Genomic DNA, 18,959 nt, shown 5'->3' with positions numbered 1-18,959 from the left:
CTACTTGGCCTACTTAGGCAGCCACTGTTTCTGACGCCGCTGCCGCACCGGCGTGACCGCCGACGAGGCAATGCTTGTGGGCGACGTGGTATTCGAATTCGTCCCAGTAGTGCTTGAGCATGCCGCGAACCGGCATGGCCGCTGCATCGCCGAGCGCGCAAATCGTGCGGCCCATGATGTTCTCAGCGACCGAGTTCAGCAGATCCAGATCTTCCGGACGGCCGAGCCCGTGTTCGATACGATGCACGACGCGATACAGCCAGCCGGTGCCTTCGCGGCACGGCGTGCACTGACCGCACGACTCTTCGTAATAGAAGTACGACAGACGCAGCAGCGAACGGACCATGCAACGCGTCTCGTCCATCACGATGACCGCACCGGAGCCGAGCATCGAGCCAGCTTTGGCGATCGAGTCGTAGTCCATGTCGGTATGCATCATCATTTCGCCCGGGATCACCGGTGCCGACGAGCCGCCAGGAATCACAGCCTTGATCTTCTTGCCGCCGCGCATGCCGCCGGCCAGTTCCATCAGCGTGGCGAACGGCGTGCCGAGCGGAATTTCATAGTTACCCGGACGCTCGACGTCGCCGGCAACCGAGAAGATCTTGGTGCCGCCGTTGTTCGGCTTGCCGATTTCGAGGTAATTCTGCGGACCGATCGCGAGCAGGAACGGCACCGCAGCGAACGTCTCAGTGTTGTTGATCGTGGTCGGCTTGCCGTACACGCCGAAGCTCGCCGGGAAAGGCGGCTTGAAGCGCGGCTGCCCTTTCTTGCCTTCGAGCGATTCGAGCAGCGCGGTCTCTTCGCCGCAAATGTAGGCGCCGTAACCGTGGTGCGCATGCAGTTCGAACGAGAAGCCCGAACCCATGATGTTGTCGCCAAGGAATCCAGCGCGGCGGGCTTCTTCCAACGCTTCTTCGAAGCGCTTGTAGACTTCCCAGATTTCGCCGTGGATATAGTTGTAGCCGACCGTGATGCCCATCGCGTACGCGCCGATGGCCATGCCTTCAATCAGCGAGTGCGGATTGAAACGCAGGATGTCGCGGTCTTTGAATGTACCCGGTTCGCCTTCGTCCGAATTGCAGACGAGGTACTTCTGCCCCGGGAACTGACGCGGCATGAAGCTCCACTTCAGACCGGTCGGGAAGCCCGCACCGCCACGGCCGCGCAGACCCGACGCCTTGACGTCGGCGATCACCTGCTCGGGCGGAATCTTTTCTTCCAGAATGCGGCGCAACTGGGCGTAACCGCCGCGCGCCACATAGTCTTCGAGATGCCAGTTGTCGCCGTTCAGGCCGGCGAGAATCAGCGGTTTGATGTGACGATCGTGTAAAGACGTCATTTCGAAAGTTCCTCGAGCAGCTGGTCGATCTTCGCGCGGCTCATGAAGCTGCACATGCGATGGTTGTTCACCAGCATCACCGGCGCATCGCCGCACGAGCCCATGCACTCACCTTCTTTCAAGGTGAACTTGCCGTCAGCCGTGGTTTCGCCAAAGTCGATGCCGAGCTTCTGCTTCAGATATTCAGCGGCACTGTCTGAGCCGCCGTCCGGGCCGAGCTGGCACGGCAGGTTCGTGCAGAGCGTGATCTTGTATTTGCCGACCGGCGAGGTCTCATACATCGTGTAGAAGGTAGCCACCTCCTGCACGGCGACCGCCGGCATGCCGAGATAGTCCGCGACGAACTGCATGAGTTCGGGCGACAGCCAGCCATGCTCTTCCTGAGCAGTAGCCAGCGCCGACATCACGGCGGACTGTTTCTGATCGGCGGGATACTTCGCGATCGCACGATCGATTTCTTTCAGGCCTTCAGCTGAGATCATTTTCAGACACGACTCTTTCAATTCCTACCGAACGAAAACCCGTCGCGCATTGCATGTTGCGACAGACCCGGCGTTCCTTTGCTTGACACGCGCTTCGGTGCAATCTGAAGACGCGCGCTGATGAATACGTCCTAGCGATCTACTTCGCCGAACACGATGTCCTGCGTACCGATGATCGTCACAGCGTCGGCAATCATGTGACCGCGCGCCATTTCATCGAGCGTGGACAGGTGCGCATAGCCCGGCGCCCGAATCTTCAGGCGATACGGCTTGTTCGCGCCGTCCGAGATCAGGTAGATACCGAACTCGCCCTTCGGATGTTCGACCGCGGCATATGCTTCGCCTTCCGGCACATGGAAGCCTTCCGTGAAGAGCTTGAAGTGGTGAATCAGATCTTCCATGTTCGACTTCATGCCAACCCGCGACGGCGGCGCAACCTTGTGATTGTCGACCATCACCGGACCCGGATTCTTGCGCAACCACTCAATGCACTGTTTCACAATCCGCGTGGATTGGCGCATTTCTTCGACGCGAACCAGATATCGGTCATAGCAGTCGCCATTCACGCCAACCGGAATGTCGAAATCGAGCTTGTCGTAGACTTCGTACGGCTGCTTCTTGCGCAGATCCCACTCGATACCCGAGCCGCGCAACATCGCGCCGGTCATACCGAGGTTCAGTGCGCGTTCCGGGCTGACCACGCCGATACCGACCAGACGTTGCTTCCAGATCCGGTTGTCGGTAAGCAGCGTTTCGTATTCGTCGACGCACTTCGGGAAACGCGTAAAGAAATCGTCGATGAAGTCGAGCAGCGAACCTTGACGGTTCTCGTTCATCCTCGACAATGCCTTCGCATTGCGGATCTTCGACGCTTTGTATTGCGGCATTGCGTCAGGCAGATCGCGGTACACGCCACCCGGACGGTAATAAGCCGCGTGCATCCGTGCACCGGACACCGCTTCGTACACGTCCATCAGGTCTTCGCGTTCGCGGAACGCGTACAGAAATACCGCCATCGCGCCGACGTCGAGCGCGTGTGCGCCAATCCACATCAGGTGGTTCAGCACTCGCGTGACTTCGTCGAACATCACGCGGATGTACTGCGCGCGAATCGGCACTTCGATGCCGAGCAGCTTTTCGATCGCCATCACGTAGCCGTGCTCGTTGACCATCATCGACACGTAGTCGAGGCGATCCATGTACGGCACGGACTGGATGAAGGTTTTAGTTTCCGCGAGCTTTTCAGTCGCGCGATGCAGGAGGCCGATGTGCGGATCGGCGCGCTGGATGACTTCGCCGTCGAGTTCGAGCACGAGGCGCAGCACACCGTGCGCGGCCGGGTGCTGAGGACCGAAGTTGAGCGTGTAGTTCTTGATCTCTGCCATGGCGTTCTCTTAGTGTTTCAGACCGCCATAGCGATCCTCGCGGATCACGCGCGGCGTGATTTCCCGCGGCTCGATCGTCACAGGCTGATAGACGACGCGCTTCTCTTCCGGGTCGTAACGCATTTCGACGTAGCCGGAGACAGGGAAATCTTTACGGAACGGGTGACCAATGAAACCGTAGTCGGTCAGGATGCGGCGCAGGTCCGGGTGACCCTCGAAGACGATGCCGTACAGATCGAATGCTTCGCGTTCGTACCAGTTGGCCGAACTCCAGATATCGACGACTGACGCGACGATCGGCACTTCGTCGTCTGGTGCGAATACACGCAGACGCAGGCGCCAGTTGTTCTGCACCGACAACAAATGCAGAACGGCCGCGAAACGCGGACCGTCGTATGCGCCATCGGCGTAGGTCTGATAGTCGACGCCGCATAGATCCATCAATTGCTCGAAGCCGAGCGAGCGGTCGTCGCGCAGACGCGTTGCAACGTGGATGTAGTCGCTCGCCTTCACGACGATCGTCAACTCACCGACTGCCTCGGTGGTGCTCAACAGGAGGCCGCCGAAGGCCGCCTCGAGGTTCGCTTTCAGGGTCTCGAGTTTGCTTGCCATATTATGGGGGAGGCGTTGGCCTTATTGACGGGCGATTGTGTTGGTGCGACGGATCTTGGCCTGCAGCTGGATCACGCCGTACACCAGCGCTTCCGCCGTAGGCGGACAACCGGGCACGTAGACGTCGACCGGCACGATCCGATCGCAGCCGCGCACCACCGAATAGGAATAGTGGTAGTAGCCGCCGCCGTTCGCGCACGAGCCCATCGAAATCACCCAGCGCGGCTCGGCCATCTGATCGTAGACCTTGCGCAGAGCCGGCGCCATCTTGTTGCACAGCGTGCCGGCGACGATCATCACGTCCGACTGACGCGGACTCGGACGAAACACCACGCCGAAACGATCAAGGTCATAACGGGCGGCGCCCGCATGCATCATCTCGACCGCGCAGCACGCGAGACCGAACGTCATCGGCCACAGCGAGCCGGTGCGCGTCCAGTTGATCAGTTTGTCTGCCGTCGTGGTGACAAACCCTTCCTTCAAGACCCCTTCGATACTCATTTGCTTTCCACTCCAGACGGGGCGGCAAGCCTTGGCCACCCACGCAAACCGGCGATTAATCCATCATTCCCAGTCGAGGCCGCCCTTCTTCCAGATATAGGCAAAGCCCAACAGGAATTCGAGCAGGAAAATCATCATCGCCATGAAGCCAGGCCAGCCGATGTCGCGCAGGGCTACACCCCACGGGAACAGGAACGCGGTTTCAAGGTCGAAAATGATGAAGAGAATGGCGACGAGGTAGTAGCGCACATCGAACTTCATGCGCGCATCTTCGAATGCTTCGAAGCCGCACTCGTATGGTGCGTTTTTCTCGGTATCGGGCTTGTTGGGACCGAGGATCTTGCCAATGCTGACCAGTGCTACGCCTAAACCGGTGCCCACAATGAGGAACAACAAGACGGGGAAATAGGCTGCGAGGTTCAAGACTATCCTCTATCGGTTGGTTCTGAATGCCGCCAAGAGCATAGCACTCCTGACGCGAAATCACTTCGGCAACGCACATGCCGCAAGCCCAACGCAAGCCGCGCGTCAGAAGTGAAAATGCCAGCCGAAGCGAAGCAAGCGGCTGGCATTTAGATAACATTTGGTGCCGACGGCGAGACTCGAACTCGCACAGCTTTCGCCACTACCCCCTCAAGATAGCGTGTCTACCAATTTCACCACGTCGGCACTAACTGCAATCCGGGAAAACAACTTATAAAACCCGCGAATCGCTTCAAGACTTAGATTGTAACTGGTCTAAACAGTTTGTTCAACGCACAAAAGCACTTTGAACGAAAAATTTATTTCGGCACATCCGTGGCCGGGACGGACGCGGCCGACGCCGGCAATACTGCCGAGCCGCCAGCCGGCGCGGCTGCAGCGGAAGCCGCGACCGGTGCGGTCACAGCCGCGCCCAGCAAGCCTGCGGACGGTTTCGCACGATACGCGCCGAGGTACGTAAGCGTCAATGTCGTGACAAAAAACACGGCTGCGAGGACGGCCGTGGTACGCGACAAAAAGTTTGCCGAACCGGTCGCGCCGAACAGGCTGCCCGATGCGCCGCTACCAAAAGCAGCGCCCATATCGGCGCCTTTGCCGTGTTGCAGCAAGACAAGGCCAATGACCCCGAGTGCCGACAACAGCTGAACGACGATAATCAATGTTTTCAAATACAGCATCACACTCACCTGAGTCTTTATTTAACCGCACCACACAAAGTGTGCCGCGCGGGATTGGGTCATCCTCGCCAAGGCGCCCTGCTTAACCGGCGACGCTCGTCGCCGCCGCCGCTTTGCAGATCGCCAGGAAATCCTGGTCTTTCAACGACGCACCGCCGATCAGGCCACCGTCGATATCCGGCTCGCGGAACAATTCTTCCGCGTTCTCCGGCTTCACACTGCCGCCGTACAACACCGGCACATCCGCCACCGCCGCGCCCTTTGCCGCCAGACGCGAACGCAGGAAAGCATGCACTGCCTGCGCCTGATCCGACGTAGCGCTCTTGCCGGTGCCGATCGCCCAGACCGGCTCGTACGCGACGACGATGCGTGCCGCATCCTCCACCGACAGCTTCGCCAGCACTTCGTCCAGTTGCGCGCCGACCACCTGCTCCGTGGAACCAGCCTCACGCTCTTCAAGCGTTTCGCCGACACACACGATCGGGGTCAAACCCGCTTCCAGTGCACGCTGCGTCTTCACCGCAACCAACTCTGCGCTTTCGCGATGGTAAGCACGGCGCTCCGAGTGCCCGACGATCGCAAGCGTGGCGCCGAAATCCACCGCCATCTGCGCCGCCACTTCGCCGGTATAGGCGCCATGCGTGAACGCGGAGACGTCCTGCACGCCCCACTCGACCTTGCTGCCTTCCAGCAACGATTGAGTCTGCGCGAGATAAGGGCACGGCACACAGACACCGACGCGCACATCAGCCGGCAATTCTCCCGCGCCTTGCGCCACGGCCTGTAACAGCGTTGCGTTCTCGGCGAGGCGCCCGTGCATCTTCCAGTTACCGACTACCAGCTTGGCTCGTTGTTTCGACATCGTCTCGTCGTCTCGTGTATTGGCGGCGGACTCGGTTTGCGCTTACAGCCCGCCTTTCGGATTCATGCGGCGTGCGCAAAACGCGCAATTTTACTGCGTGGGGTGGATCGGGTCAAACCGGCCGTGTCAAGCGTCCTGACCCCAAGTCAGCACGATCTTGCCGACGTGCGTGCTGCTTTCCATCAGCGCGTGCGCTTCGGCGGCTTGCGCCGGCGGAAACACACGGTGCACCACCGGCTTGATGCGACCATCTTCGAGGTGCGGCCACACGCGCTCTTTCAACTGCGCGGCGATCTTCGCCTTGAACTCGATTGGCCGCGGGCGCAACGTCGAACCCGTCACCGTCAGACGGCGGCGCAGCACTTCGTTCAGATTCAGCTCGGCCTTCGCGCCGCCCAGCAAGGCGATCAGCACGATGCGGCCGCCGTCGGCCAGCGCGGTGAGCTCGCGCGGCACATAACTGCCCGCCACCATGTCGAGGACGACGTCGACACCACGATCGTTCGTCAGCGACTTGATGACTTCAACGAAATCCTCAGTCTTGTAGTTGATCGCCCGTTCGGCGCCGAGCGCTTCGCAGGCGCGGCACTTTTCGTCCGACCCGGCCGTGGCGAACACGCGAAAACCCAGCGCATGCGCAATCTGGATCGCCGTCACGCCAATGCCGCTCGAGCCGCCCTGCACCAGCAGCGTCTCGTTCGGCGCGCCCTCGCCTTTGCCGAGCTGCGCACGATCGAACACATTGCTCCACACCGTGAAGAACGTTTCCGGCAGCGAAGCCGCCTCGACATCCGACAAGCCAGCGGGCACCGGCAAGCACTGCAACAGCGGTGCGGTCGCATATTCCGCATAGCCACCGCCCGCAAGCAATGCGCACACGCGATCGCCGATTTTCAGACCGAACGGATTATTCTTTTCGTCGATGGTGCCGCCGACGATCTCACCCGCCACTTCCAGCCCCGGCAGGTCCGACGCACCCGGCGGCGGCGCATAGCCACCCTTGCGCTGGAACACGTCCGGACGGTTGATGCCTGATGCCGCCACCTTGATCAGCACCTCGCCCGCTTTCGGCTGCGGCGTGGGCCGCTCCGCCAGCTTGAGGACTTCCGGCGCGCCAAATTCGGTGATTTCGATCGCTTTCATCTGCGTCAACTCCAAGATTGGATTGCGTTGCCTACTGACACGAACTGGCGAAAATCGCCTGAACCGCGACGAAGCGCTTCATGCAAACAGAGTACCCGCTTATGTCGGTTTGCACCTGCCGGCATCTGCGTGTGCCTGCTTGAGCCTGCCTGTGCCTGCTTGCAACGCAATCCACCCTGCACCCTTCATGAAAAACGGCCGGCGCGCATTCGCGCTGCCGGCCGTCGCCCTGCTACCGCATTACTGCGGCGTCGGTTCGCCTTGCGGCGCGCCGTTTGCGGCGTCGTTCAGCAACGCCTTGGCCGACAAACGCACGCGGCCCTTTTCGTCCGTCTGGATGACCTTGACCTTCACTTGCTGGCCATCCTTCAGGTAGTCGTTGATGTCCTTGATACGCTCGTTGGCGATTTCGGAGATGTGCAGCAGACCGTCCTTGCCCGGCAGGATGTTCACGATCGCGCCGAAGTCCAACAGCTTGAGCACAGTGCCTTCGTAGACCTGACCCACTTCGACTTCCAGCGTGATGTTCTCGATACGCTTCTTCGCCTCGGCCATCCCTTCGCTGCTGGTGCTGGCGATGGTGACGACGCCGTCGTCCGAAATATCGATCGTCGTGCCGGTTTCTTCGGTCAGCGCGCGGATCACCGAACCACCCTTGCCGATCACGTCGCGGATCTTTTCCGGATTGATCTTGATGGTGATCATGCGCGGTGCGTAGTCCGACAGCACCGTGTTCGCGCCCGACACAGCCGAAGTCATCTTGCCGAGGATGTGCATACGGCCTTCCTTCGCTTGCGCGAGGGCGACCTGCATGATCTCCTTGGTGATGCCCTGGATCTTGATGTCCATCTGCAGTGCTGTCACACCTTGCTCGGTACCTGCCACCTTGAAGTCCATGTCGCCGAGGTGATCTTCGTCGCCGAGGATGTCGGTCAGCACGGCAAACTTGTTGCCTTCCAGGATCAGGCCCATCGCGATGCCGGCGACGTGCGCCTTCATCGGCACGCCGGCGTCCATCAGTGCGAGGCAGCCGCCGCACACCGAAGCCATCGACGACGAACCGTTCGATTCGGTGATTTCCGACACGACGCGAATCGAGTAGCCGAATTCGTCGGCGCTCGGCAAGCACGCAGCCAGCGCGCGCTTGGCCAGACGGCCGTGACCGATTTCACGGCGCTTCGGCGAACCGACGCGACCCGTTTCGCCGGTCGCGAACGGAGGCATGTTGTAGTGGAGCATGAAGCGTTCGCGGTACTCGCCTTCGAGCGCGTCGATGTTCTGCTCGTCGCCCTTGGTGCCCAGCGTTGCGACCACCATGGCCTGCGTTTCGCCACGCGTGAACAAGGCTGAGCCGTGCGTACGCGGCAGCACGCCGGTGCGGATTTCGATCGGGCGCACAGTGCGCGTGTCGCGGCCGTCGATACGCGGCTCGCCGTTCAGGATCTGCGTACGGACGATCTTCGCTTCGATGTCGAACAGCACGTTGCCGACGCTAGCCTTGTCTGCTGCAACCGTGCCGGCTGCCGCTGCTTCTTCTTCCAGCTTGGCCGACGTCGCTGCGTAGACTTCCTTCAGCTTGGTCGAACGGGCTTGCTTGTCGCGGATCTGATAAGCGGCGAGCAGATCGGCTTGCGCCAGTTCCGACACGCGTGCGATCAGCGGCTCATTCTTGGCAGCCGGCTTCCAATCCCATTCCGGCTTGCCACCTTCGCGAACCAGCTCGTGGATCACGTCGATCGCGACCTGCATTTGTTCGTGGCCGAACACCACTGCGCCGAGCATCACTTCTTCGGTCAGTTGTTGTGCTTCCGATTCCACCATCAGCACCGCGCGTTCCGTACCGGCGACGATCAGGTCGAGTGCCGATTCCTTCATCTGCGGACGCGTCGGGTTCAACACGTATTCGTTGTTGATGTAGGCCACGCGTGCTGCGCCGACCGGGCCGTTGAACGGCAGACCGGAAATGGCGAGCGCCGCCGACGCGCCGATCAGCGCGGGGATGTCAGCGGGGATTTCGGGGTTCAGCGACAGGACGTGGATCACGACCTGGACTTCGTTGTAGAAGCCTTCCGGGAACAGCGGACGCAGCGGACGGTCGATCAGGCGCGAGATCAGCGTTTCGCCTTCCGACGGGCGGCCTTCACGGCGGAAGAAACCGCCGGGGATCTTGCCTGCGGCGTAGGTCTTTTCGAGGTAATCGACGGTCAGCGGGAAGAAGTCCTGGCCCGGCTTGGCGGTCTTGGCGCCGACCACAGTAGCCAGCACAACGGTGTCTTCGACGTCGACGATCACCGCACCGCTCGCCTGACGAGCGATTTCGCCCGTTTCGAGGCGAACCTTATGTTGGCCCCACTGAAATTCTTTGACGATCTTATTGAACATAGTCATTGCTTTTCCTCTTCGTTATGCCGCGCGGACCAGAAGCGGCGCGGCAACGCCAGGACCGGCGCCACAGGGGAAGAGTAGTGTTATGCCATTCCAGAGAACCACGCCCTACGCTATGTACGTGCGCGAACCGCTGGAATGACACAAAGCTCTGCCCTGAAGCCCGGCCGTATTTCTGCTTTTTTGCTGCTTTTTTACTGCCGTTTTCCTGCTAGCCGCCGCATGAATCGTCACGCCACCGCGACCGGCAGGCAGTGCGCATCACATGAAGCGCACCGTGCAAAAACAAAATGCCTGTATCAGTGGAACTGACACAGGCATCTTGCTGAACGACTGGCCGATTACTTACGCAGACCCAGCTTCTCGATCAGTGCGCGGTAACGATCCGCGTCCTTACCCTTCAGGTAGTCGAGCAGCTTACGACGGCGGCTCACCATGCGCAGCAGACCGCGGCGGCTGTGGTGATCCTTCGTGTGTGCCTTGAAGTGAACGGTCAGTTCGTTGATGCGGGTCGTGAGCAGCGCGACCTGAACTTCGGGGGAGCCGGTGTCGTTAGCTGCGCGTGCGAATTGCGCAACGACTTCGGACTTCTTGCTTGTTTCAACTGCGGACATGTCGATTTCCTTGAGAACTAGACAGGCGGTCACGGAAGAAAGGCCGTGCCGTGGTTACCCGTGTACGCATACTTTTAGCCATGCCTCACAACGGGACGCGTATTGTAGCACAGCCCAATCCGGCCGCGAACCCTGCTGTGTCGGGTGAGATCGTGGCCGGTCCGGGTTTGCTCAGGGGCCGTTCTACGGCCGTTTCATCCTGCACACGGTCGGCGGCACCGTGCGCTCGGGCGGCAAAGCCAGCACCGTGCGGAAACCATAGCCTGAACCTTCGTTGTCGAACTTGACGCCCGGCGTGCCGGCCTTGTCCATTTCCATCACATAAAGGGGCTGGATCAACTGATGGTCGTCGGCGCGCATCCACGATGCGTGGAAGCCGTTGTCGGACTTGATGCCCTCCAACGCCCGGGCGACGGCCGTCGGGTCGGCACTGCCGGCGCGGTTCATCGCCACGGCGAGGGTTTCGATCATCAGCGGCATGCGCAGCACCGGGTAGTCATCCTGGGCAGCCGGGAAACGGGCGCGAAACGCCGCGTACCACGTGTCGGAGGCCGCGCCGCCGGCGTTCGGGTGCCAATCGGCCACCGCGATCACGTGTTTGACGCCGGCGTCGCCCAACGCGGCAGGCGCCCCGAGGCTGTTGCCGTAGAAGGTGTAAAACCGGGTGTCCAGTCCCTGCTCCCGCGCCGCCTTGACCAGAAGCGTCAGGTCGTTGCCCCAGTTGCCGGTGATCACCGCATCCGCGCCGCTCGCGCGAATCTTTGCGATGTAAGGCGCGAAGTCTTTCACGCGGCCGATCGGATGAAATTCGTCGCCGACAACCGCAATATCCGGGCGCTTGGTCGCCAGGGTCGAACGCGCGAGGCTGCTGACGTCGTGGCCGAAACTGTAGTCCTGGTTCAGCAGATAGACCTTCTTCACCGCTTTGTCTCGCTGGATCACGTCAGCCAGCGCATCCATGCGCATGCCCGCGTGCGCATCGAAGCGGAAGTGCCAGAAACTGCAACTGGCGTTGGTCAGGGCGGGATCGTCGGCGGAATAATTGAGGAACAGTTCGCGGTTGCCCGGCTCGCGGCTGTTCTGTTTGTCGATCGCGCCGATCAGCGCCGCCGCGACTGCCGAGCTGTTGCCCTGCATGATGTAGCCGATGTGACGGTCGGCGGCCGCGCGCAGTTGCACGAGCGCCTCCTCTGCGCTGCCCTTGCTGTCGAGGACGACCAGTTCGAGCGGATGCGCACCGTCGGCGAGCTGCACGCCGCCTTGCGCATTCACCTGTTCGACGCCGAAGCGCAGATTGCGCTCCACCGCCGCACCCGCATTGGCGAATGGGCCGGACATGCCTTCGATCAGCGCCAACTGGATCGGCGTTCCCGTCGGCTTATTGACCGGCTTGCTTGCCGGACCCGACACCGTTTCTCCCGCGGCGAGCGCCGCCGCGGCCATCGAAATCGCTGCCAGCCCCACGACTGCCGCTGCTGCCGCCCGTTGCCAATTCGCCATCATCATTGCCCCGCTGGATTCGTCGAAGCGCGGATCATAGGGCGTTCCAGACGGAATAAGCAAGCCGGCGCAGCCGTTATCGTAATTACAGCGAGAGCTTGTATGGAGCGCAAATCTTTTGCCGCCGCCCGTGTCAAAATAATGTGTCTCGATGATAAAAACCGCTACACAAATGCCATCGGAGGAATTCATGTTCAACCGCCACCCATCCACGGCGGCCTCGATCGAAGCGTCGCCCGCAGCACGCCTGCGCCGCGCCGCGCTCGTCTGCCTGAGCGCGCTCGCGCTCACGGCTACGCTCGCCGGCTGCGTGCAGCCATGGCAGCAATACAGCCAAGGTGCGGACGAATCGACTATCGTCGCCCGCCTCGGCGCGCCGCGTGAAAGCTACGATCTGCCCAACGGCGGCAAGCGGCTGATGTGGCCGACCCAACCGATGGGCGAAACCACCACCGCCGCCGACATCGACGCATCCGGCAAGATCGTCACCGTGCGTCAGGTGCTTCAGCCCAACGAGTTCTACCGGGCGGAAATCGGCAAGTGGACGAAGAGCGACGTACTGGTGAACTTCGGACGCCCAGTCGAAACGTCGTACTTCCCGTTGATGAAGCGCGAGGTCTGGACGTATCGCTATCTGGAAGACAACGTCTGGTACATGATGTACAGCTTCTATTTCGACGACCAGGGCATCGTGCGGCTCACGCAAAAAACACCTGATCCCTTGCACGACCCGGATCGCCGCAGCCTGTTCTGAGCGTTCGCTCGAACCCATTACGCATGGATCTGCCAAGCCGCCTCTTCAGGCGGCTTTTTTTTATTTATTGCGCATGCCCACGAATTTTATTTCGCGCACAGCAGATTTATTTTTTGATAGAAAGGTTTTCGTAAGCATTGATTCGATGCCGATTACACCCGCTGTGCCGTCCGGGCACAGCCGTGATGTCGGCGAGGAGTCTGTGCGCCCTACTTACGGAGCCACTATCGATGAACCGTCCGAAACGCCTGCTGGTCGCCAACGTCGCATGGGCGCATGAAACCGCCGCGCGCAACCCCGCATTTTTCCGTGATCTGGTACGAGGCCAGAATCCGCACGTGCTGTGGGTCGGCTGCTCGGACAGCCGCGTGCCCGCGGAAACCATCACGCATTGCGAGCCGGGCGATCTGTTCGTTCACCGCAACATTGCCAACCTTTTTCATCCGGACGACGACAACTCCGCGAGTGTCCTCGAATACGCGGTGCGCGTGCTGAAGGTAGGGCACGTGATCGTCTGCGGCCACTATGGCTGCGGCGGTGTGCGTGCCGCCCTGCTGCCGCCGGAACCGACGTTGCCGCATGTGAACCGACGGATCGCGCCTCTATGTGCATTGGCAAAGGCGCATGGCGACGAGCTGCAGGGCCACGCAAGCGAGCGTGAGCGAATCGACCGGCTCGCGGAGTTGAACGTGCTCGAACAGGTGCGCCAGTTACGAGCGAGTCCGATCGTGCGGGACGCCGACCCGGCACCGCTCGTTCACGGCTGGATCTTTGCGCTCGAGGACGGGCGCATCAAGGTTCTCACGTCCGGCTACGAAGCCGATGACGCGATGACCTGCACAACAGCCGCCCATAGCGCCGCCTAGTGCGCAGCTTCTATCAAACCGGCCTCGGCATGGCCTTCGCCTTTGCCTTCGCTGCACACAAGGCTCCACCCACTACTGCACCGACCCCATGAACCTACGAGCTTTCTTTTCCACGTTTCAACGCGATCTGCTGGCAGGCACGGTCGTTTTTCTGGTGGCGCTGCCGCTATGTCTGGGCATCGCCAACGCATCGGGCGTCGAGCCATTTGCCGGGCTTGTATCGGGCATCGTCGGCGGGCTGGTGGTGGCCGTGCTGAGCGGTTCGCGGCTGAGCGTCAGCGGGCCGGCGGCGGGCCTCGTCGTGATCGTCGTCGACGGAATCGCGCAACTCGGCAGTTTCTCCGCGTTCCTGCTGGCCGTGTTGCTGTCGGGCGCGATTCAATTCGGCTTCGGCATGCTGAAGGCCGGCAGATTTGCGGCCTATGTGCCATCGCCTGTGATCAAGGGCATGCTTGCGGCGATCGGTGTGCTGCTGATCGTCAAGCAGTTTCCGCTTGCGCTTGGGCTATTCGGCGCGAATGCGTCGGCCGGTTCGCACGCTGCCGCCCGGATTGCCGGCAGCGTAACAACGCCGTTCGGCTCGATATCGCTCGCGGCCTGCGTACTCACCTTGCTCTCGCTGGCGATTCTGGTGGGATGGGAAACGCGCGCGTTACGCCGCTTTGTGCTGGTGCGCCTCATCCCCGCGCCGCTCGCGGTGGTGCTGTTGGGCATCGGCGCGACGCTGCTGCTCAGTCTGTTCGCTCCGTCGTTCGCGCCGCCCGCTGAGCATCGCGTCGCGCTGCCGTCGCTCGAATCGTTCGCCGCGTTGCAAGTCGCTCTCCAATGGGTCGACTTCGGGCCGCACTTCGCGCAACTGGTCAATCCTGATGTCTGGCGCGTCGCCATCACCCTGGCGATCGTCGCGAGTCTCGAAACGCTGCTGAGCCTCGAAGCGGTCGAGCAGATCGATCCCGCCCGACGTGCCGCGCCGCCGGATCGCGAATTGAAGGCACAGGGCGTGGGTAATCTGATCGCCGGTGCGATCGGCGGCCTGCCGATCACTTCGGTCATTGTGCGCAGCTCCGCCAATGTGCATGCGGGCGCACAAAGCCGGCTGTCCGCAATTATTCATGGCGTGTTGCTGCTGGTAAGCGTGTTCGCGCTCACCAGCGTCATCAACCTGATTCCGCTTGCGTGCCTTGCGGCGATTCTTATCTTCACTGGCGTGAAGCTCGCCAAGCCGTCGTTGTTCGTCGCCGTCGCCAAGCAGGGTTTCGCACCGTTTGCGCCGTTCATCGTCACGCTGGTCGGCGTGCTCGCCACCGATCTGCTGATCGGCATCGTGCTCGGCATTCTGTGCAGCGTGCTGCTCGCGCTGTATGCGAACCTGCGCAGCCCGATCGTGCTCGCGCAGCACGGCGATCACTATCTGCTGTCCTTTCGCAAGGACGTGTCGTTTCTCGGCAAGGTGCCGCTCAAGCACTATCTGCAGCAGATTCCCGACGGCGCGACCTTGATCGTCGACGCAACGCGTGCCGATTTCGTCGATCACGATGTGCGCGAACTGCTGGACGCGTTCGTCGCCGATGCGCCGCGTCGCGAGATCGCAGTCGAAGTGCGGCATCAGGTCCAGGCGCAGGCACGCGCTGCGCGCGGATGGTCGATGCGGCGCGCGGCTGCGGAGTAGTTTCAGCGCGCGGGACTTCAGCGCGGTATTCACGAGGAGGAGACACCACAAAAGCAAGAAGCCCCGTGCTTTTCAGGGCACAGGGCTTCTTGACAATCCGGTTCAGCGGGCACGCAATCAGCGCGCCTGCCTCTATCACTCCGAACGTTGCGGATTCAACTTATCGAAGTTCGAATACAGCTTGTTGAGCGCCGAGATATACGCCTTCGCGGAGGCCGCGACGATATCCGGATCGGTGCCCACGCCGTTGACGATGCGTCCGCTCTTCGACAACCGCACGGTCACTTCTCCCTGCGCCTGCGTGCCGGTGGTGATGGCGTTCACCGAGTACAGCAGCAATTCCGAACCGCTACCCACTTCCGTTTCGATCGCATTGAGCGTGGCATCCACCGGACCGTTGCCGCGTGCTTCACCGGTCACTTCCTTGCCTTCGACCGAGAACACGATCTTCGCGTGCGGCTGCTCGCCGGTTTCCGAATGCTGCGACAGCGACAGGAACTTGTAGTGCTCCCTCTCCTGCGCTTCCGCCGATTCCTCGGTGACGATCGCGATGATGTCTTCGTCGAAGATTTCCGACTTGCGGTCGGCCAATTCCTTGAAGCGTGCGAACGCGGTGTTCAGTTCGCCCTCGCTATCGAGCGCGATACCCAATTCCTGCAGACGCTGCTTGAATGCATTGCGGCCCGACAACTTGCCAAGCACGATCTTGTTCGCGCTCCAGCCCACATCTTCGGCACGCATGATTTCGTACGTGTCGCGCGCTTTCAGCACGCCGTCCTGGTGAATGCCGGATGCGTGCGCAAATGCGTTCGCACCGACCACCGCCTTGTTCGGCTGCACGACGAAACCGGTGATCTGCGACACCAGCTTCGAAGCCGGCACGATCTGGGTCGTATCTAGACCGACTTCAAGGCCGAAGTAATCCTTGCGGGTCTTCACCGCCATCACGATTTCTTCGAGCGACGTATTACCCGCGCGCTCGCCGAGACCGTTGATCGTGCACTCGACCTGACGCGCGCCGCCGATCTGCACACCGGCCAGCGAGTTCGCCACCGCCATGCCGAGGTCGTTATGGCAATGCACCGAGAACACCGCCTTATGCGAGTTCGGAATACGCTCGCGCAGCGTCTTCACGAGCTGACCGTACAACTCCGGCACGCCATAGCCGACCGTATCCGCGATGTTGATCGTGGTCGCGCCTTCGGCGATGACCGCTTCCAGCACGCGGCACAGGAAATCCATGTCCGAACGGCTGCCGTCTTCAGGCGAGAACTCGACGTCGTCCGTGAACTTGCGGGCGAAACGCACCGCCAGCTTTGCCTGCTCGAACACCTGATCCGGCGTCATGCGCAGCTTCTTTTCCATATGCAGCGGCGACGTTGCGATGAACGTGTGGATGCGGAAATGATCGGCCGGCTTGAGTGCGTCAGCAGCGCGTTGAATGTCTTTGTCGTTCGCACGGGCCAGCGAGCAGATCGTGCTGTCCTTGATCAGGCCCGCGATCGTGTGGATCGAATCGAAGTCGCCATTCGAACTGGCCGCGAAGCCCGCTTCGATCACGTCCACCTTCATCCGTTCGAGCTGCTTCGCGATACGGATTTTTTCTTCCTTCGTCATCGACGCGCCGGGCGATTGCTCGCCGTCACGCAACGTGGTGTCGAATATGATCAGTTTGTCGGCCATGTCGGGTCTCCTGAGGAGTCGTTCAATTGTGGGGATCGGATATTGGAATTCGGGCGTTTTGCGCCACCGTTGGCGACGCTATAAACCGCAGACGAGGCAGACGGAGGGCAGAAAACGATAAGCGATCAGCGCGCTAGACGCGCCAGCACTAGCGCACCTGCGGCGCACCAGCTTGTTGAGGCTCGTGCTGCAGCTCAAATTGGAACCTGAACGCATTTATCCAACGACTATAGCGGCATTCCCGTCGCCGTGCAATTGGCGTCGGACCTGCCTGCCGCGCGCCGCCGGACGGGCGCGGCAACGAAAAACGGCAGCCTGCGAAGGCTGCCGTTTTCTCATGTCACGTTCGTGCAACGAAGGTGCGCCGTTACCTGTCCCCCGCTATGGACCGTGCCGGATTCGCCCTGCCCCGCATCGCCTGGTAGCCCCAGAACACATAACCCGACAGGCCGTACAGCACGAACAGGCCGAACAGCATCAGCGGCGGATCGGACGACACCAGCACGAACGCCACCACCACCAGCAGAATCACGCCGAACGGCACGCGGTGCCGCACGTCGAGCGCCTTGCCGCTGTAGAACGGCGCGTTCGACACCATCGTCACACCGGCGTAGATAGTCAGCACGAAAGCGACCCACGGCAGCCATACCAGCTTGAGCGGCACGCGGTTATCGGTGGCGAGCCACACGAAACCGGCGATCAGCGCGGCAGCAGCCGGACTGGGCATACCCTGGAAGAAGCGCTTGTCGACCACGCCGATGTTCGTGTTGAAGCGCGCGAGACGCAACGCCGCACCCGAACAGTAGACGAACGCCGCGAGCCAGCCCCAGCGGCCGAGATCCTTCAGAATCCACTCGTACATCACGAGCGCCGGCGCCACACCGAACGAAACCATGTCCGAGAGGCTGTCGAACTGTTCGCCGAACGCGCTTTGCGTATGCGTCATGCGGGCGACCCGGCCGTCCATGCCGTCCAGCACCATCGCCACGAAGATCGCGATTGCCGCGATTTCGAAGCGCACGTTCATCGCCTGCACCACGGCGAAGAAGCCGCAAAAGAGCGCGGCGGTGGTGAACGCGTTCGGCAGCAGGTAAATGCCGCGCTTCCTCAGGAACTGCTGACGCTGAGCGCGCCGGCTCTCGACTGCTCCGGTCTCCGCCACGATCGGCTTGTTACGGCGGAACGGACGCGGGAGCTGCCCGCTGTTGCGGGGTCGACGCGGTTTGAATGCGGCCATTCGGAAAACCTCCTTGGTGCCGCTTTATAGTTCAGCGAGGATCGTGGACGACGCGGAAACCTTCTCACCGATCGACACACGCGGACGGCTGCCAACTGGCAGGTACACGTCGACACGCGAGCCAAAACGGATAAATCCATAACGCTGGCCACGCGTGAGCGGCTCACCTGAACGTACGTAGCAAAGAATGCGCCGCGCAATCAGACCGGCGATCTGCACCGACGTCACCGTCTGGCCGCCGGCCATTTCGATCACCACTGCATTGCGCTCGTTTTCGAGCGAAGCCTTATCCACAGCGGCATTCAGATACGCGCCCGGGAAATATTCGACCTTGGAGATCGCACCGTCCACCGGTGAGCGCTGCGAATGGACATTGAAAACGTTCATGAACACGCTGATCTTCAGCGCTTCACGGTTCGCATACGGATCATGCGCTGTCTCGACGGCGACGATACGACCGTCGGCCGGGCACAGCACGGCATTCGCCTGAGTCGGAATCGGGCGTGCCGGATCGCGGAAAAACTGCACGACGAAGATCAGGATCAGCCAGAACAGCCATGCAAAGCCGAATCCCGCGAAGGCATGAACCAGTAATGCAACGACGGCCGCGATGGCGATGAACGGCCAGCCTTCTCGCGCGATGATCGGATGAGGGTAATTCATGGATGGCTTCTGTATTTTTGGAGGGTAGCCCCCCTTCCTCGCGGAAGAAGGGCCCCCTAAGAACCGTACGTGCGAGTTTCCCCGCATACGGCTCAAATCTA

The 18,959-nt window shown here is 61.3% G+C and carries 18 protein-coding genes and 1 tRNA gene; 3 read left to right on the top strand and 16 right to left on the bottom strand.

The features are described 5' to 3' along the window. Positions 1-13: 13 nt before the first annotated feature. The 13 genes from nuoF to P3T25_RS18075 all read right to left on the bottom strand — a co-directional run bounded on the left by nuoF (position 14) and on the right by P3T25_RS18075 (position 11,989). On the bottom strand, positions 14-1,342 hold the full coding sequence (gene nuoF / locus P3T25_RS18135; RefSeq protein WP_154567201.1) for an NADH-quinone oxidoreductase subunit NuoF: 1,329 nt from the start codon (positions 1,340-1,342) through the stop codon (positions 14-16). After that, positions 1,339-1,824 carry an NADH-quinone oxidoreductase subunit NuoE gene (gene nuoE, locus P3T25_RS18130; RefSeq protein ID WP_054034960.1) on the bottom strand — a complete coding sequence of 162 codons (486 nt, stop codon included), beginning with the start codon at positions 1,822-1,824 and terminating at the stop codon, positions 1,339-1,341. The genes nuoF and nuoE overlap by 4 nt, the downstream gene beginning before the upstream one ends. Before the next feature lie 131 nt (positions 1,825-1,955). Next, positions 1,956-3,209 carry an NADH-quinone oxidoreductase subunit D gene (locus tag P3T25_RS18125; RefSeq protein ID WP_093639630.1) on the bottom strand — a complete coding sequence of 418 codons (1,254 nt, stop codon included), beginning with the start codon at positions 3,207-3,209 and terminating at the stop codon, positions 1,956-1,958. Between the two features lie 9 nt (positions 3,210-3,218). Continuing rightward, a complete protein-coding gene (locus P3T25_RS18120; protein ID WP_154567534.1) occupies positions 3,219-3,821 on the bottom strand; it encodes an NADH-quinone oxidoreductase subunit C in 603 nt (200 codons plus the stop codon). Positions 3,822-3,842: 21 nt separating this feature from the next. Continuing rightward, a complete protein-coding gene (locus P3T25_RS18115) occupies positions 3,843-4,322 on the bottom strand; it encodes a NuoB/complex I 20 kDa subunit family protein (RefSeq protein WP_006052903.1) in 480 nt (159 codons plus the stop codon). A 63-nt stretch (positions 4,323-4,385) separates the two neighbouring features. After that, entirely contained in the window at positions 4,386-4,745 is a 360-nt protein-coding gene (locus tag P3T25_RS18110; protein ID WP_007175615.1) for an NADH-quinone oxidoreductase subunit A, read from the bottom strand. A 161-nt stretch (positions 4,746-4,906) separates the two neighbouring features. Beyond that, positions 4,907-4,991: transfer RNA gene (locus P3T25_RS18105), tRNA-Leu, on the bottom strand. Between the two features lie 113 nt (positions 4,992-5,104). Further along, positions 5,105-5,482 (bottom strand): preprotein translocase subunit SecG, encoded by a 378-nt coding sequence (gene secG / locus P3T25_RS18100; protein WP_054034962.1) that lies wholly within the window; start codon positions 5,480-5,482, stop codon positions 5,105-5,107. Between the two features lie 82 nt (positions 5,483-5,564). Continuing rightward, complete coding sequence (gene tpiA, locus P3T25_RS18095) at positions 5,565-6,344, bottom strand: triose-phosphate isomerase (RefSeq protein ID WP_154567533.1); 780 nt, start codon at positions 6,342-6,344, stop codon at positions 5,565-5,567. Positions 6,345-6,470: 126 nt separating this feature from the next. Then, positions 6,471-7,487, bottom strand: a complete 1,017-nt coding sequence (locus tag P3T25_RS18090) for an NAD(P)H-quinone oxidoreductase (RefSeq protein WP_429358550.1) — start codon at positions 7,485-7,487, stop codon at positions 6,471-6,473. Positions 7,488-7,727: 240 nt separating this feature from the next. After that, positions 7,728-9,875 (bottom strand): polyribonucleotide nucleotidyltransferase, encoded by a 2,148-nt coding sequence (gene pnp, locus P3T25_RS18085; RefSeq protein ID WP_171925034.1) that lies wholly within the window; start codon positions 9,873-9,875, stop codon positions 7,728-7,730. Positions 9,876-10,213: 338 nt separating this feature from the next. Next, positions 10,214-10,486: a 30S ribosomal protein S15 gene (gene rpsO / locus P3T25_RS18080; protein ID WP_011487489.1), complete on the bottom strand. Its 273-nt coding sequence runs from the start codon at positions 10,484-10,486 to the stop codon at positions 10,214-10,216. A gap of 183 nt (positions 10,487-10,669) precedes the next feature. Continuing rightward, positions 10,670-11,989, bottom strand: a complete 1,320-nt coding sequence (locus tag P3T25_RS18075) for a branched-chain amino acid ABC transporter substrate-binding protein (RefSeq protein WP_429358561.1) — start codon at positions 11,987-11,989, stop codon at positions 10,670-10,672. Positions 11,990-12,176: 187 nt separating this feature from the next. Between P3T25_RS18075 and P3T25_RS18070 the strand changes: the two genes are divergently transcribed. The 3 genes from P3T25_RS18070 (at position 12,177) to P3T25_RS18060 (ending at position 15,275) form a co-directional block, all read left to right on the top strand. Then, a complete protein-coding gene (locus P3T25_RS18070) occupies positions 12,177-12,740 on the top strand; it encodes a hypothetical protein (protein ID WP_266257538.1) in 564 nt (187 codons plus the stop codon). A 230-nt stretch (positions 12,741-12,970) separates the two neighbouring features. Then, positions 12,971-13,606 carry a carbonic anhydrase gene (locus P3T25_RS18065; protein WP_266257537.1) on the top strand — a complete coding sequence of 212 codons (636 nt, stop codon included), beginning with the start codon at positions 12,971-12,973 and terminating at the stop codon, positions 13,604-13,606. Between the two features lie 88 nt (positions 13,607-13,694). Continuing rightward, entirely contained in the window at positions 13,695-15,275 is a 1,581-nt protein-coding gene (locus tag P3T25_RS18060; RefSeq protein ID WP_266257535.1) for a SulP family inorganic anion transporter, read from the top strand. Positions 15,276-15,410: 135 nt separating this feature from the next. Here P3T25_RS18060 and P3T25_RS18055 read toward each other — a convergent pair whose 3' ends face one another. The 3 genes from P3T25_RS18055 to P3T25_RS18045 all read right to left on the bottom strand — a co-directional run bounded on the left by P3T25_RS18055 (position 15,411) and on the right by P3T25_RS18045 (position 18,858). Beyond that, positions 15,411-16,958 (bottom strand): 2-isopropylmalate synthase, encoded by a 1,548-nt coding sequence (locus P3T25_RS18055; protein WP_429358549.1) that lies wholly within the window; start codon positions 16,956-16,958, stop codon positions 15,411-15,413. Positions 16,959-17,325: 367 nt separating this feature from the next. Further along, positions 17,326-18,195 carry a CDP-diacylglycerol--serine O-phosphatidyltransferase gene (gene pssA, locus P3T25_RS18050; protein ID WP_154567705.1) on the bottom strand — a complete coding sequence of 290 codons (870 nt, stop codon included), beginning with the start codon at positions 18,193-18,195 and terminating at the stop codon, positions 17,326-17,328. 24 nt (positions 18,196-18,219) lie between these two features. Next, a complete protein-coding gene (locus P3T25_RS18045) occupies positions 18,220-18,858 on the bottom strand; it encodes a phosphatidylserine decarboxylase (RefSeq protein ID WP_054034968.1) in 639 nt (212 codons plus the stop codon). Between the last annotated feature and the right edge of the window lie 101 nt (positions 18,859-18,959).

Source organism: Paraburkholderia sp. GAS32 (assembly GCF_050434225.1).
Taxonomy (GTDB): domain Bacteria; phylum Pseudomonadota; class Gammaproteobacteria; order Burkholderiales; family Burkholderiaceae; genus Paraburkholderia; species Paraburkholderia madseniana.
This window is presented reverse-complemented; position numbering and strand designations above follow the sequence as displayed.